Below are 14,735 nucleotides of genomic sequence, written 5' to 3'. Positions count from 1 at the left end.
GCAGTCACAAAAAAAAATGCCCGGAGCGGTTCCCCGCTCCGGGCATTCACTTTTACGACAACGACTGGCTTACACCGCCGGCAGGTCGCCACCGTTTTCGGTGGTGGCATGCACTTCGGACGGCTCCATGAAGAGCGACTGCTCTTCTTCGGAGATCGCCTGGGCGCGTTCGCGCTCCGCCGCCTCGCGCGCCTTGCGGGCGCGGTGGTAGGCGAGGCCGGTACCGGCCGGGATCAGACGACCCACGATCACGTTTTCCTTCAGACCACGCAGGTCGTCGGTCTTGCCCATGATCGCGGCCTCGGTCAGCACGCGCGTCGTTTCCTGGAACGATGCCGCCGAGATGAAGCTGTCGGTCGACAGCGACGCCTTGGTAATACCGAGCAGCAGGTTCTCGTAGGTTGCCGGACGCTTGCCTTCCGCGATCACGCGGTCGTTTTCGTCCAGCAGCTCCGAGCGCTCCACCTGTTCACCCGGGATGAACTTGGTGTCGCCCACATCGGCGATCTGCACGCGGCGCAGCATCTGACGAACAATCACTTCGATGTGCTTGTCGTTGATCTTCACGCCCTGCAGACGGTACACGTCCTGCACTTCGTCGACGATGTAGTGCGCCAGCTCCTCGATGCCCTTCAGGCGCAGGATGTCGTGCGGGTCCGCCGGACCTTCCACGATCATCTCGCCCTTGTTCACCACTTGACCGTCGTGGACCAGCACCTGCTTTTCCTTGGCGATCAGGAACTCGTGCGCATTGCCGTCGAGGTCGGTAATGACCAGACGCTGCTTGCCCTTGGTGTCCTTGCCGAACGACGTCGTGCCGGTGACTTCCGCCAGCACGGCGGCGTCCTTCGGCGAACGCGCTTCGAACAGCTCGGCCACGCGCGGCAGACCACCGGTAATGTCACGGGTCTTCTGCGACTCGGTCGGGATACGCGCGAGCACTTCACCCACGTGCACCTGCTGGCCGTCCTTCACGGTGATCAGCGCGCCGACCTGGAAGCCGATGGTCACGGAATGGTCCGTGCCCGGGATCTTCACTTCCTGGCCGTTGGCGTCGAGCAGCTTCACCTGCGGGCGCAGACCCTTGGTGGCAGCCGTGCGGCGCTTCGCGTCGATGACCACGAGGGTCGACAGACCGGTCACCTCGTCCATCTGCTTGGCGACGGTCACGCCTTCTTCCACGTTCTCGAACTTGGTCGTACCGGAGTACTCCGACACGATCGGACGAGTCAGCGCGTCCCAGGTGGCCAGTTGCGTGCCGGCCTTGATCGACTGGCCGTCCTGCACCAGCAGCGTGGCGCCGTACGGGATCTTGTGGCGCTCGCGCTCGCGGCCGTGGTCGTCGGTGATCAGCGCCTCGCCCGAACGCGAGATGACGATCAGCTCGCCCTTCGCATTGGTGACGTAACGCATCGTCGCCGTGAAACGCACGATACCGGTTGCCTTCGCTTCCACGCTCGATGCCACCGCCGCACGCGATGCCGCGCCACCGATGTGGAACGTACGCATGGTCAGCTGGGTACCCGGCTCGCCGATCGACTGGGCGGCGATCACACCAACCGCTTCGCCCGAGTTCACCAGCACGCCGCGACCCAGATCGCGGCCATAGCACATGGCGCACAGGCCGTAGCGCGTGTCGCACGACAGCGGGGTGCGCACCTTGACTTCGTCCACGCCGATCGCGTCGATCATCTCGACCAGATCTTCGTCCAGCAGCGTGCCGGCCTCGATCGCGGTTTCCTGCGTCTCGGGGTTGATCACGTCGCTGACCGTCACGCGGCCCAGGATACGGTCGCGCAGCGCTTCGATGACTTCACCACCTTCGACGAGAGCCTTCATGGCCACGCCGTTGGTCGTGCCGCAATCGTCTTCCACCACGACCAGATCCTGCGTCACGTCGACCAGACGACGGGTCAGGTAACCCGAGTTCGCGGTCTTCAGTGCCGTATCGGCCAGGCCCTTACGGGCGCCGTGAGTCGAGATGAAGTACTGCAGAACGTTCAGGCCTTCACGGAAGTTCGCCGTAATCGGCGTTTCGATGATCGAGCCATCCGGCTTGGCCATCAGGCCCCGCATGCCGGCCAGCTGGCGGATCTGCGCGGCGGAGCCACGCGCACCCGAGTCGGCCATCATGTAGATCGAGTTGAACGATTCCTGCTTGACGTTGTTGCCGTCGCGGTCGACCGTGTCCTCGTGCTGCAGCTGCTCCATCATCGCCTTGCCCACCTGGTCGCCGGCGGCGCCCCAGATGTCCACGACGTTGTTGTAGCGCTCCTGGTCCGTCACCAGACCCGACATGTACTGCTTGTCGTATTCCTTCACCTTCGCGGCCGCGTCGGCGATGATCTTTTCCTTCTGCGGCGGCACCAGCATGTCGTCGATCGCGATCGAGATACCGGCGCGCGTGGCCAGGCGGAAGCCCGACTGCAGCAGCTTGTCGGCGAAGATCACCGTCTCGCGCAGGCCGCACTTGCGGAACGCGGTGTTGATCAGGCGCGAGATTTCCTTCTTCTTCAGGGGCTTGTTCAGCACCGAGAAAGGCAGGCCCTTGGGCAGGATCTCGGACAGGATCGCGCGGCCGACCGTGGTGGCCTGCAGCGTGATCTTCGGCGCGAAACGCGCGTCGCCGTCGGCTTCCGGGTTCACGACTTCATACTCGGTGATACGCACGTTCACGCGGGAAGCCAGTTCGACTTCCTTGTTTTCGTAGGCGCGCAGCACTTCGCTGACGTCGGCGAAGGTCATGCCTTCACCCTTGCCGTTGATCTTGTCGCGGGTCGTGTAGTACAGACCCAGCACCACGTCCTGCGACGGCACGATCGACGGATCGCCGTTGGCCGGGAACAGCACGTTGTTGGAGGCCAGCATCAGCGTGCGGGCTTCCATCTGCGCTTCCAGCGACAGCGGCACGTGGACGGCCATCTGGTCACCGTCGAAGTCGGCGTTGAATGCCGCGCAGACCAGCGGATGCAGCTGGATGGCCTTGCCTTCGATCAGCACCGGCTCGAACGCCTGGATACCCAGGCGGTGCAGCGTCGGCGCACGGTTCAGCATCACCGGGTGCTCGCGGATCACCTCTTCGAGGATGTCCCACACCACCGGCGTCTGGCTTTCCACTTCCTTCTTCGCCGCCTTGATCGTGGTGGCGATGCCCATCGTTTCCAGCTTGTGGAAGATGAACGGCTTGAACAGTTCGAGCGCCATCAGCTTGGGCAGGCCGCACTGGTGCAGCTTCAGCGTCGGGCCCACCACGATGACCGAACGGCCCGAGTAGTCCACGCGCTTGCCCAGCAGGTTCTGACGGAAACGACCGCCCTTGCCCTTGATCATTTCGGCCAGGGACTTCAGCGGACGCTTGTTGGCGCCCGTCATGGCCTTGCCGCGACGACCGTTGTCCAGCAGCGAGTCGACGGCTTCCTGCAGCATGCGCTTTTCGTTGCGCACGATGATTTCAGGGGCCTTCAGCTCGAGCAGGCGCTTCAGACGGTTGTTACGGTTGATGACGCGGCGATACAGGTCGTTCAGGTCCGAGGTCGCGAAGCGGCCGCCGTCCAGCGGCACCAGCGGGCGCAGCTCGGGCGGCAGCACCGGCAGCACCTCGAGGATCATCCACTCGGGCTTGATGCCCGAACGCTGGAAGGCCTCGAGCACCTTCAGGCGCTTGGCGTACTTCTTGATCTTGGCTTCCGAACCCGTGGCCTGCAGCTCGGCGCGGATCTGTTCGATCTGCTTCTCGATGTCGATGCCGCGCAGCAGTTCACGGATGCCCTCGGCACCCATCATGGCGACGAACTCGCCCTCGCCGTACTCGTCGCACTTCGCGATGTAGTCGTCCTCGGACATGATCTGGCTCTTCTTGAGCGGGGTCATGCCGGGTTCGAGCACCACGAACGCTTCGAAGTACAGCACGCGCTCGATGTCGCGCAGCGTCATGTCGAGCACCATGCCCAGACGCGACGGCAGCGACTTCAGGAACCAGATATGCGCGGTCGGCGCAGCCAGTTCGATATGGCCCATGCGCTCGCGGCGCACCTTGGCCAGCGTCACTTCGACGCCGCACTTCTCGCAGATCACGCCACGGTGCTTCAGGCGCTTGTACTTGCCGCACAGGCACTCGTAGTCCTTGATCGGGCCAAAGATCTTGGCGCAGAACAGGCCATCGCGCTCGGGCTTGAACGTGCGGTAGTTGATCGTTTCCGGCTTCTTCACTTCGCCGTACGACCACGAGCGGATCTTCTCCGGCGAGGCCAGACCGATCTTGATCGCGTCGAACTGCTCTTCCTGCTGAACCTGCTTAAAGAGATCGAGCAATGCTTTCATTGCAACTCCTTGTTTCGCCACCGGCCGGGAATTTCCGGCCGCTGGCATTCATTCTGTGGGAAACCCTTCGCTGGCGCGGACGGGCGCTACGCCCCCGCCCGCCGCACGACGCCGATCAATAGCGATCGAGGTCGATGTCGATACCCAGCGAGCGGATTTCCTTCACCAGCACGTTGAACGACTCCGGCATGCCGGCATCGATCGAGTGCTCGCCCTTGACGATGTTTTCGTACACCTTGGTACGACCATTCACGTCATCGGACTTCACCGTCAGCATTTCCTGCAACACGTACGATGCGCCGTAGGCTTCGAGCGCCCACACTTCCATCTCACCGAAACGCTGGCCACCGAACTGCGCCTTGCCGCCCAGCGGCTGCTGGGTCACGAGCGAGTACGGACCGGTCGAACGCGCGTGCATCTTGTCGTCGACCAGGTGATGCAGCTTGAGCATGTGCATCACGCCCAGCGTCACCGGACGCTCGAACGCCTCGCCGGTGCGGCCGTCGAACAGCGTGACCTGCTGCTTGGAAGCGGTCAGGCCCTTCTCCTTGGCCACCTCGTCCGGATAGGCCAGATCCAGCATGCGCTTGATCTCCTGCTCGTGCGCGCCATCGAACACCGGCGTCGCGAAGGGCACGCCCTTCTTCAGGTTGTTGGCCAGCTCCAGCACTTCGGCGTCCGACAGGCTGTCCAGGTCTTCGGCCTTGCCGCTCTCGTTGTAGATCTGCGCGAGCAGCGTGCGCAGTTCCTGCGCCTTGGCCTGTGCCTTGAGCATGTCGCCGATGCGCTGGCCCAGACCGCGCGCGGCCCAACCCAGGTGGGTCTCGAGAATCTGACCCACGTTCATCCGCGACGGCACGCCCAGCGGGTTCAGCACGATGTCGGCCGGCGTACCGTCCGCCATGTACGGCATGTCCTCGATCGGCACGATTTTCGACACCACGCCCTTGTTACCGTGACGGCCTGCCATCTTGTCGCCAGGCTGCAGGCGGCGCTTGACGGCCAGGTACACCTTGACCATCTTGATCACGCCCGGGGGCAGCTCGTCGCCCTGCGTCAGCTTCTTGCGCTTCTCTTCGAACGCGAGGTCGAACTCGTGGCGCTTCTGCTCGATCGATTCCTTGACGGCTTCGAGCTGGGCTGCGACTTCCTCGTCGGCCGGACGGATGTCGAACCAGTGGTACTTGTCCAGATCGTCCAGGTACTCCTTGGTCAGCTTCGCGCCCTTGGCCAGCTTCTTCGGACCGCCGTTGACGGTCTTGTCCAGCAGCAGACGCTCCAGACGCTGGAACGCATCGCCTTCCACGATACGCAGCTGGTCGTTCAGGTCCAGGCGATAGCGCTTCAGTTCATCGTCGATGATGGACTGGGCGCGCTTGTCGCGGACCACGCCTTCGCGGGTGAAGACCTGCACGTCGATCACGATGCCGCTCTGGCCCGAGGGCACGCGCAGCGAGGTGTCCTTCACGTCCGAGGCCTTTTCGCCGAAGATCGCGCGCAGCAGCTTCTCTTCCGGCGTCAGCTGGGTCTCGCCCTTGGGCGTGACCTTGCCCACCAGCACGTCGCCCGCTTCGACTTCCGCGCCGATGTACGTGATGCCCGACTCGTCCAGACGCGCCAGTTGCGCTTCGGCCAGGTTCGAGATATCGCGCGTGATTTCTTCCGGTCCCAGCTTGGTGTCGCGCGCGACGACCGACAGTTCCTCGATGTGGATCGAGGTGTAGCGGTCTTCGGCGACCACGCGTTCGGAGATCAGGATCGAATCTTCGAAGTTGTAGCCGTTCCACGGCATGAACGCGACCAGCATGTTCTGGCCGAGCGCGAGCTCGCCCAGATCGGTCGAGGCGCCGTCGGCGATCACGTCGCCGCGGGCCACGATGTCGCCGACCTTCACCATCGGACGCTGGTTGATGTTGGTGTTCTGGTTCGAACGCGTGTACTTGATCAGGTTGTAGATGTCCACGCCGACTTCACCGGCCACGGCTTCGTCGTCGTTCACCCGGATCACGATACGCATCGCATCGACGTAGTCCACCACGCCGCCACGGGTCGCCTGCACGGCGGTGCCCGAGTCGACCGCGACGGTACGCTCGATGCCGGTGCCGACCAGCGGCTTGTCCGGACGCAGGCAAGGCACGGCCTGGCGCTGCATGTTCGCGCCCATCAGTGCACGGTTCGCATCGTCGTGCTCGAGGAACGGCACCAGCGAGGCAGCGGCCGACACGATCTGCGACGGCGCCACGTCGATGTACTGCACCCGGTCGGGCGTGACCATACGGGTTTCACGCTCGCTGCCTTCACGGGCGGAGACCAGTTCGTCGATCAGGTTGCCGTCGGCATCGACCGTCGCGTTGGCCTGGGCCACCACGTACTTGCCTTCCTCGATCGCGGACAGGTAGTCGACCTGGTCGGTCAGCTTGCCGTTCTCGACCTTGCGGTACGGGGTTTCCAGGAAGCCGTACTCGTTCAGGCGGGCGTACAGTGCCAGCGAGTTGATCAGACCGATGTTCGGACCTTCCGGCGTTTCGATCGGGCACACGCGGCCATAGTGGGTCGGGTGCACGTCGCGGACTTCGAAGCCGGCGCGCTCGCGCGTCAGGCCGCCCGGGCCCAGTGCGGAAACGCGGCGCTTGTGCGTGATTTCCGACAGCGGGTTGGTCTGGTCCATGAACTGCGACAGCTGCGACGAACCGAAGAACTCGCGAATCGCCGACGAAATCGGTTTCGAGTTGATCAGGTCGTGCGGCATCAGGTTTTCCGTCTCGGCCTGGCCAAGACGTTCCTTCACCGCGCGCTCGACACGCGACAGGCCGGCGCGGAACTGGTTTTCCGCCAGTTCGCCGACGCAGCGCACGCGACGGTTGCCCAGGTGATCGATGTCATCGACCTCGCCCTTGCCGTTGCGCAGGTTGACCAGGATCTTGATGGTCTCGAGGATGTCCTCGTCCTGCAGCACCATGCTGCCTTCGCCGCTCGGGCGGCCCAGACGGCTGTTGACCTTCATGCGGCCAACGCGGGACAGGTCGTACGACTCCTCGCTGTAGAACAGGCGCTGGAACAGCGCTTCCACGGCGTCTTCGGTCGGCGGCTCGCCCGGGCGCATCATGCGGTAGATCGCGATACGCGCGGCGGTCTGGTCGGCGGTGTCGTCCACGCGCAGGGTCTGCGACATGTACGGACCCTGGTCCAGGTCGTTCGTGTACAGCGTCTGGATCTGCTTGACACCGGCTTCGCGCAGGTTTTCCAGCAGCGTCTCGGTCAGCTCGTCGTTGGCGTTGGCGATCACCTCGCCCGTGTCCGGGTCGATGATGTTCTTGGCCAGCACGCGGCCGAGCAGATAGTCTTCCGGCACGCTGATCAGCTTGGTGCCGGCGTTGTCCAGATCGCGGATGTGCTTGGCGTTGATCCGCTTGTCCTTCTCGACCACGACACGGCCGTCCTTGTCGGCGATGTCGAAGCGCGCGACTTCGCCGCGCAGGCGCTCGGGCACGAACTCCAGCTGCGCGCCTTCGGACTGCAGCGTGAAGTTATCGAACACGAAGAAGTGCGCGAGGATCTGTTCCGGCGTCAGGCCGATCGACTTCAACAGGATCGTGACCGGCATCTTGCGGCGACGGTCGACACGGAAGTACAGGATGTCCTTCGGGTCGAACTCGAAATCGAGCCACGAACCGCGGTAGGGAATGATCCGGGCCGAGAACAGCAGCTTGCCCGAGCTGTGCGTCTTGCCCTTGTCGTGTTCGAAGAACACGCCCGGCGAACGGTGCAGCTGGGACACGATGACGCGCTCGGTGCCGTTGATCACGAAGGAACCGGTCGAGGTCATGAGCGGAATCTCGCCCATGTAGACTTCCTGTTCCTTCACTTCCTTGACCTTGCCCGGGTTCTCGCGATCGTTGATGATCAGGCGGACCTTGGCGCGCAGGGCCGAATGGAAGGTCAGGCCACGCTGTTGACACTCCTTGACGTCGAACGGCGGGTTGGAAAGGTGGTAGGAGACGAACTCCATACGGGCGAGGCCGTTGTGCGACACAATCGGGAAGATTGCGTTGAAGGCCGCTTGCAGGCCCTCGCTCTTGCGACGCGAGGTTGGCGTATCTGCTTGCAGAAACTGGGTGTAGGATTCGATCTGGGTCGCAAGCAGGAATGGAACCTGGTGAACCGTCGCGCGCTTCGCAAAGCTTTTGCGAATGCGCTTCTTTTCGGTGAAGCTGTACGCCATGGGATCTCCGAATCATCGCAGGGCTGGCTGGACTGCCTAAAATCGGCCGGCGCCTGAGGTGTTCAGCGACTGGGGAGGATATTTGGCGGTTGGCCGCTACCAACCTCTGGCTGACGGTGCCCGCACGGTGCGAGCCTGCGCAGTCCGGCGAATGCTCACGCATTCGCGCCACGCCCGGCTCGGGGACACCCGACCAAACTTGTCTTCTGCAGTCGGTTCAGAAGACAAACATCAGCAACCGTTTAGTGTGCCACTGATGTTTAGCTTCTGCTGCGGCGACCGTAAATACTGGTAGTCCGCGTATATTACTCGCCACTTGCGCGAGCCGGAGTGTTTTCTAAAACACACCGCACTAAAGCGCAAAAAGGCTGGCGCCGGGATTTCCCCTTTGCCAGCCCCCTCCGCGTGCCGCGAGGGCACGCGAAACCTGCTTACTTGACTTCGACCTTCGCGCCGGCGTCTTCCAGCTTCTTCTTGGCTTCCTCGGCGGCAGCCTTGTCGACGCCTTCCTTGACAGCCTTCGGAGCGCCGTCCACCAGGTCCTTGGCTTCCTTCAGGCCCAGGCCGGTGATTTCGCGCACTGCCTTGATGACGCCAACCTTGTTCGCGCCGACTTCAGCCAGCACAACGTTGAACTCGGTTTGCTCTTCGGCAGCGGCAGCACCGCCAGCGCCCGGAGCGGCGGCCACGGCCATCGCTGCGGCGGACACGCCAAACTTCTCTTCGAACGCCTTGACCAGGTCGTTCAGTTCCATCACGGACATCGAGCCTACGGCTTCGAGGATGTCGTCTTTGCTGATTGCCATTTGGATTACTCCTAGATGTGATTCGGTATCGGTAATGCGATCGGTACAAGCCGGCCGTCAGGCCGCGGCGCCTTCGCTTTCAGCGGGGGCACCTTCGCTCTTCTTGGCGGACAGGGCGGCCAGCAGACGGGCGAAGCCCGACACCGGTGCCTGCATCACGCCAAGCAGCTGAGCAATCAGTTCGTCGCGGCTCGGGATCGAGGCCAGCGCCTTGACGGCGTTAGCATCGAGCACCTTGCCGTCGTACGACGCTGCACGCAGAACCAACTTGTCGTTGGTCTTGGCAAAGTCGTTCAGAACCTTGGCGGGCGACACTGCATCTGCGGAAATACCGTAGATCAGCGGGCCAGTCATTTGCTCCGCGAGGCCTGCAAACGGGGTACCTTCCACAGCGCGGCGAGCCAGCGTGTTCTTCAGAACGCGCAGGTAGACGCCTTGCTGGCGGGCGGTAGCACGCAGCTTGGTCAGATCGCCAACCGTGATGCCGCGATATTCGGCGACGACGATGGTCTGGGCTTGAGCGACTTGCGCCGACACCTCAGCAACGACGGCCTTCTTATCTTCAATATTCAGTGGCACGGTTAAGCTCCAAAACGATGCGGTTTCCGGGTTGATCCCGGGACCCTGCATCAGTCCAAACGAACGGCGTCCGATCGGCCCGAATCACCCGGAGCACGCTCCGGATTCTTCAATCCTTCGGGTTCGCCATCTGCGCTGGCCGCCGGGACACGTCACCACGTTGCCGTGACATCCCGCCGATTAAGGCCGCGCGATCTCGTTTCGATCGCGTGACCGCCAGCGGTCTTTGATAACCAGCAGTGCACGGCGACTGTCGTCTCCCTCGCACCACTGCCCAAAGCCTTGTCTCTCGTCACGCCGCCACTGCCGCTCTGGCATGTGCCCACGTTCCGGAGCCATCCTGAAAACTGTTCAGGACTTCAATTCTTCACTGGCCGGCGTTATCGGGTCCGGCCAACGTATTGCGATACGCCGCGGCTTAGGCCGACAGCGAGGTCTGGTCCACGCGGACGCCAACGCCCATGGTCGACGACACGGCGACCTTGCGCAGGTACACGCCCTTGCTGGTGGCCGGCTTCGACTTGACCAGCGCGTCGATCAGCGCGGCCAGGTTGCTCTTGAGCGCGGCGTCATCGAACGAGCGGCGGCCGATGGTGGCGTGGATGATACCGGCCTTGTCGACACGGAACTGAACCTGACCGGCCTTGGCGTTCTTCACGGCCTGGGCCACGTCCGGGGTCACGGTGCCAACCTTCGGGTTCGGCATCAGGCCGCGCGGGCCGAGGATCTGGCCCAGCGTACCGACGATACGCATCGTGTCCGGCGAGGCGATCACCACGTCGAAGTTCAGATTGCCGGCCTTCACTTGCTCGGCCAGATCTTCCATGCCGACGATGTCGGCACCGGCGGCCTTGGCAGCCTCGGCCTTGTCGCCCTGGGCGAACACGGCCACGCGGACCGACTTGCCGGTACCGGCGGGCAGCACCACGGAGCCACGAACGACCTGGTCCGACTTCTTGGCGTCGATGCCCAGTTGGACGGCGACGTCGATCGACTCGTCGAACTTGGCCGACGCGCATTCCTTCACCAGGCCCAGGGCCTCGTCGATCGGGTAGAACTTGGTGCGCTCGATCTTCGCCTTGTTGGCGGCAACGCGCTTGGAAACCTTAGCCATTTACACACCCTCCACGGTGATGCCCATCGAACGTGCGGAACCGGCGATGGTGCGCACTGCTGCGTCCAGGTCGGCAGCCGTCAGATCGGCGTTCTTTGCCTTGGCGATGTCTTCAGCCTGGGCGCGGGTGATCGAACCGACCTTGTCGGTGTGGGGCTTCGCCGAACCCTTGGTGATACCGGCGGCCTTCTTGATCAGCACGGTTGCCGGCGGCGACTTCATCACGAAGGTGAAGCTCTTGTCGGCGAAGGCGGTGATCACCACCGGCACCGGCAGACCGGGTTCCATACCTTGGGTCTGCGCGTTGAACGCCTTGCAGAACTCCATGATGTTCAGACCGCGCTGACCCAGTGCAGGGCCCACGGGCGGGGAGGGATTTGCTTTACCAGCCGGAATTTGCAGCTTGATAAAGCCAATAATCTTCTTGGCCATTTTGACTCCAATCCAGACCGCTCCTGCGCGGAGACGATCCTGTTGAGTGGTAACGCGCTGGCGTCGTGCCTCTCGGCGGCGACCTCACGCTCCTCTTGTGGTCCGCCCCTTCGGGAGAACCGTCGCCGACCCCGCCCATCGCTGGGCCTGGCCGGACGAAACTGCTACAACCTCAAACCTTCTCGACCTGGCCGAACTCGAGCTCGACCGGGGTGGCACGACCGAAGATCGTGACCGACACGCGCAGGCGCGATTTCTCGTAGTTCACTTCCTCGACATTGCCGTTGAAGTCGGTGAACGGGCCGTCCTTGACACGCACCATTTCGCCTACTTCGAACAGCGTCTTCGGACGCGGCTTCTCGACGCCTTCCTGCATCTGCGTCATGATCTTGTCGACTTCCTTCTGGGAAATCGGGCTCGGACGGTTACGCGCACCGCCCACGAAACCGGTGACCTTGCTGGTGTTCTTCACCAAGTGCCACGTTTCGTCGGTCATTTCCATTTCCACGAGCACATAGCCGGGGAAGAAACGACGCTCGGTAACGGCCTTCTGGCCGCCCTTGATTTCCACCACTTCTTCGGACGGCACCAGGATGCGTCCGAACTTGTCCTGCATCTCGGCGCGCTCGATGCGCTCCTGCAGCGCGCGCTGCACGCTCTTCTCCATGCCGGAGTAGGCATGAACCACATACCAGCGCTTCTTCGAAGGAGGCGACTGCGGTGCCGCGGTGTCTTGCTGTACGTTGTCCGTCATGTCTTGCCCCTTATTTCCAGCCCAGCACGAGCGAGAAAATCACCCACTCGATGAGCTTGTCGGCCGACCACAGGAAGAGCGCCATCACGACGACGAAGACGAACACCAGGCCCGTCATCTGTCCGGCTTCTTTTCGGGTCGGCCAAACGACCTTGCGGACTTCCCGATAGGATTCCTTGGAGAACCCTACGAATTCCCTGCCCGGAGCAGACACCAGGGCGACGATCACACCGAGCACAATGCCACCGAGCAGCGCCGCGCCACGCACGTAGGACGGCTGCTGGGCGAGGGCATAGAATCCGACGACACCGGCAATCACCAGCAGCACGGCGACGCCCAGCAGCCACTTGCCACTGGAAGCGTTGACGGTTTCTACATTGGGATTGGCCATGTTTCGCAAACGAGACTAAGCCGCGTCACGATGGATTCTCGCGACGCGGCTGATTGAATTGGCAGGGGCAGAGGGAATCGAACCCCCAACCTTCGGTTTTGGAGACCGACGCTCTGCCAGTTGAGCTATACCCCTAAAACAACTTCGGGGTCGGCGATGACGCCAACCCCTCTGGCAACGAGCGCAACCGGTTGGTGTTGCGCCCGCTATCGATCCGGATTAATCCAGGATCTTGGCAACGACGCCGGCGCCGACGGTACGGCCGCCTTCGCGGATAGCGAAGCGCAGGCCTTCTTCCATGGCGATCGGGGCGATCAGCTTGACGGTGATCGACACGTTGTCACCGGGCATGACCATTTCCTTGTCCTTCGGCAGCTCGATCGAGCCGGTCACGTCGGTCGTACGGAAGTAGAACTGCGGACGGTAGTTGTTGAAGAACGGGGTGTGACGGCCGCCTTCGTCCTTCGACAGGATGTAGACCTCGCCGGTGAAGTGCGTGTGCGGCTTGATCGAACCCGGCTTGCACAGCACCTGGCCACGCTCGACGTCTTCGCGCTTGGTACCGCGCAGCAGCAGGCCCACGTTGTCGCCAGCCTGGCCCTGGTCCAGCAGCTTGCGGAACATTTCCACGCCGGTGCAGGTGGTCTTGACCGTCGGGCGGATGCCCACGATTTCGATTTCTTCGCCGACCTTGATGATGCCGCGCTCGATACGGCCGGTCACCACCGTGCCACGACCCGAGATCGAGAACACGTCTTCGACCGGCATCAGGAACGTACCGTCCACGGCGCGCTCCGGCGTCGGGATGTAGGTGTCCAGCGCTTCGGCCAGGTTCATGATGGCCACTTCACCCAGGTCGCCCTTGTCGCCTTCGAGCGCCAGCTTGGCCGAACCCTTGATGATCGGGGTGTCGTCGCCGGGGAACTCGTACTTCGAGAGCAGCTCGCGCACTTCCATTTCCACCAGCTCGAGCAGCTCGGCGTCGTCCACCATGTCGCACTTGTTCAGGAACACGATGATGTAGGGCACGCCCACCTGACGGGCCAGCAGGATGTGCTCGCGCGTTTGCGGCATCGGGCCGTCAGCGGCCGAGCACACGAGGATGGCGCCGTCCATCTGTGCGGCGCCCGTGATCATGTTCTTCACATAGTCAGCGTGGCCCGGGCAGTCGACGTGGGCGTAGTGGCGGTTAGCCGTTTCGTATTCCACGTGCGCGGTGTTGATGGTAATACCGCGTGCCTTCTCTTCCGGCGCTGCGTCGATCTCGTCGTACTTCTTGGCCGAACCGCCAAACTTCGCTGCCAGCACCGTCGCGATCGCCGCCGTCAGCGTCGTCTTGCCATGGTCAACGTGACCAATCGTGCCAACGTTCACGTGCGGCTTAGTCCGCTCGAACTTTTCCTTTGCCATTTCGCGACTCCTGTCTCGGTAGCGATATTGCCAGTGCGGTATTTGGTGCCCATGGGCAGGATCGAACTGCCGACCTCTCCCTTACCAAGGGAGTGCTCTACCACTGAGCCACATGGGCGAAACTTGATGTGTACGACTTGAACAGCAATCCGTGCTCTGGAGCGGGTGAAGGGAATCGAACCCTCGTCGTAAGCTTGGAAGGCTTCTGCTCTACCATTGAGCTACACCCGCCCGGTTACTTCACTTCACCGACACTCGCCGGATTACTGCTGCTTTTGCATTCTGGTGGAGAGGGTTGGATTCGAACCAACGTAGGCGTAAGCCAACAGATTTACAGTCTGCCCCCTTTAGCCACTCGGGCACCTCTCCGCAGAGAACTTGCGATTATGGGGCAACTGGCTAGGCAGGTCAAGCATTTTCGGCCTTACTTCTGTACCGGAAACCCCTTGCTGCCGCGCCATTCCGCGGCCTCCAGGGACCGCGCCATGCGCCATATCGCAGGACATTGCGAAACATGTCCTCCTACCCTATAGGGGCCGCCTGGCGCGCCTCTGGCGCCATCCAAGCCGCGCTTGGAGCACCCGGCGATGGCGGGCCGCCCAAAGCAAAACACCCCAGCTTTGAGGGCTGGGGTGTTCTGGGAATAAGAGCCTGGCGATGACCTACTTTCACACGGGTAGTCCGCACTATCATCGGCGCGAAGTCGT

Annotated in this window: 9 protein-coding genes and 4 tRNA genes; all 13 read right to left on the bottom strand. The window is 62.7% G+C overall.

Annotated features, from left to right (window positions below; genetic code table 11):
* Positions 1–69: 69 nt before the first annotated feature.
* On the bottom strand, positions 70–4,320 hold the full coding sequence (gene rpoC / locus LDO27_RS22980; protein WP_222209701.1) for a DNA-directed RNA polymerase subunit beta': 4,251 nt from the start codon (positions 4,318–4,320) through the stop codon (positions 70–72).
* 115 nt (positions 4,321–4,435) lie between these two features.
* The gene (gene rpoB / locus LDO27_RS22975) at positions 4,436–8,542 is read right to left on the bottom strand and encodes a DNA-directed RNA polymerase subunit beta (RefSeq protein WP_222209703.1); all 4,107 of its coding nucleotides are present in this window, start codon (positions 8,540–8,542) and stop codon (positions 4,436–4,438) included.
* Between the two features lie 431 nt (positions 8,543–8,973).
* A complete protein-coding gene (gene rplL, locus LDO27_RS22970; protein WP_222209705.1) occupies positions 8,974–9,348 on the bottom strand; it encodes a 50S ribosomal protein L7/L12 in 375 nt (124 codons plus the stop codon).
* 57 nt (positions 9,349–9,405) lie between these two features.
* Positions 9,406–9,927: a 50S ribosomal protein L10 gene (gene rplJ / locus LDO27_RS22965; RefSeq protein WP_222209707.1), complete on the bottom strand. Its 522-nt coding sequence runs from the start codon at positions 9,925–9,927 to the stop codon at positions 9,406–9,408.
* Between the two features lie 418 nt (positions 9,928–10,345).
* Positions 10,346–11,041, bottom strand: coding sequence for a 50S ribosomal protein L1 (gene rplA / locus LDO27_RS22960; RefSeq protein ID WP_222209709.1), 696 nt, complete (start codon positions 11,039–11,041; stop codon positions 10,346–10,348).
* A complete protein-coding gene (gene rplK, locus LDO27_RS22955; RefSeq protein ID WP_222209711.1) occupies positions 11,042–11,473 on the bottom strand; it encodes a 50S ribosomal protein L11 in 432 nt (143 codons plus the stop codon).
* Positions 11,474–11,645: 172 nt separating this feature from the next.
* Positions 11,646–12,227 carry a transcription termination/antitermination protein NusG gene (gene nusG / locus LDO27_RS22950; protein ID WP_224044177.1) on the bottom strand — a complete coding sequence of 194 codons (582 nt, stop codon included), beginning with the start codon at positions 12,225–12,227 and terminating at the stop codon, positions 11,646–11,648.
* Positions 12,228–12,237: 10 nt separating this feature from the next.
* Positions 12,238–12,618, bottom strand: coding sequence for a preprotein translocase subunit SecE (gene secE, locus LDO27_RS22945; RefSeq protein ID WP_222209715.1), 381 nt, complete (start codon positions 12,616–12,618; stop codon positions 12,238–12,240).
* A 59-nt stretch (positions 12,619–12,677) separates the two neighbouring features.
* Positions 12,678–12,753 (bottom strand) — tRNA-Trp (locus LDO27_RS22940).
* Positions 12,754–12,837: 84 nt separating this feature from the next.
* Positions 12,838–14,028 (bottom strand): elongation factor Tu, encoded by a 1,191-nt coding sequence (tuf, locus tag LDO27_RS22935; protein ID WP_224044175.1) that lies wholly within the window; start codon positions 14,026–14,028, stop codon positions 12,838–12,840.
* 43 nt (positions 14,029–14,071) lie between these two features.
* A tRNA-Thr gene (locus LDO27_RS22930) sits at positions 14,072–14,146 on the bottom strand.
* Positions 14,147–14,185: 39 nt separating this feature from the next.
* Positions 14,186–14,259: transfer RNA gene (locus LDO27_RS22925), tRNA-Gly, on the bottom strand.
* Positions 14,260–14,311: 52 nt separating this feature from the next.
* Positions 14,312–14,397, bottom strand: a tRNA-Tyr gene (locus LDO27_RS22920).
* Positions 14,398–14,735 lie beyond the last annotated feature (338 nt).

Origin of the sequence: Cupriavidus respiraculi (genome assembly GCF_914271545.1) — a bacterium.
GTDB classification, from domain to species: Bacteria; Pseudomonadota; Gammaproteobacteria; order Burkholderiales; family Burkholderiaceae; genus Cupriavidus; species Cupriavidus respiraculi.
Note: the sequence above shows the minus strand (reverse complement) of the source record. Positions and strands in the feature narration are given on the sequence as shown.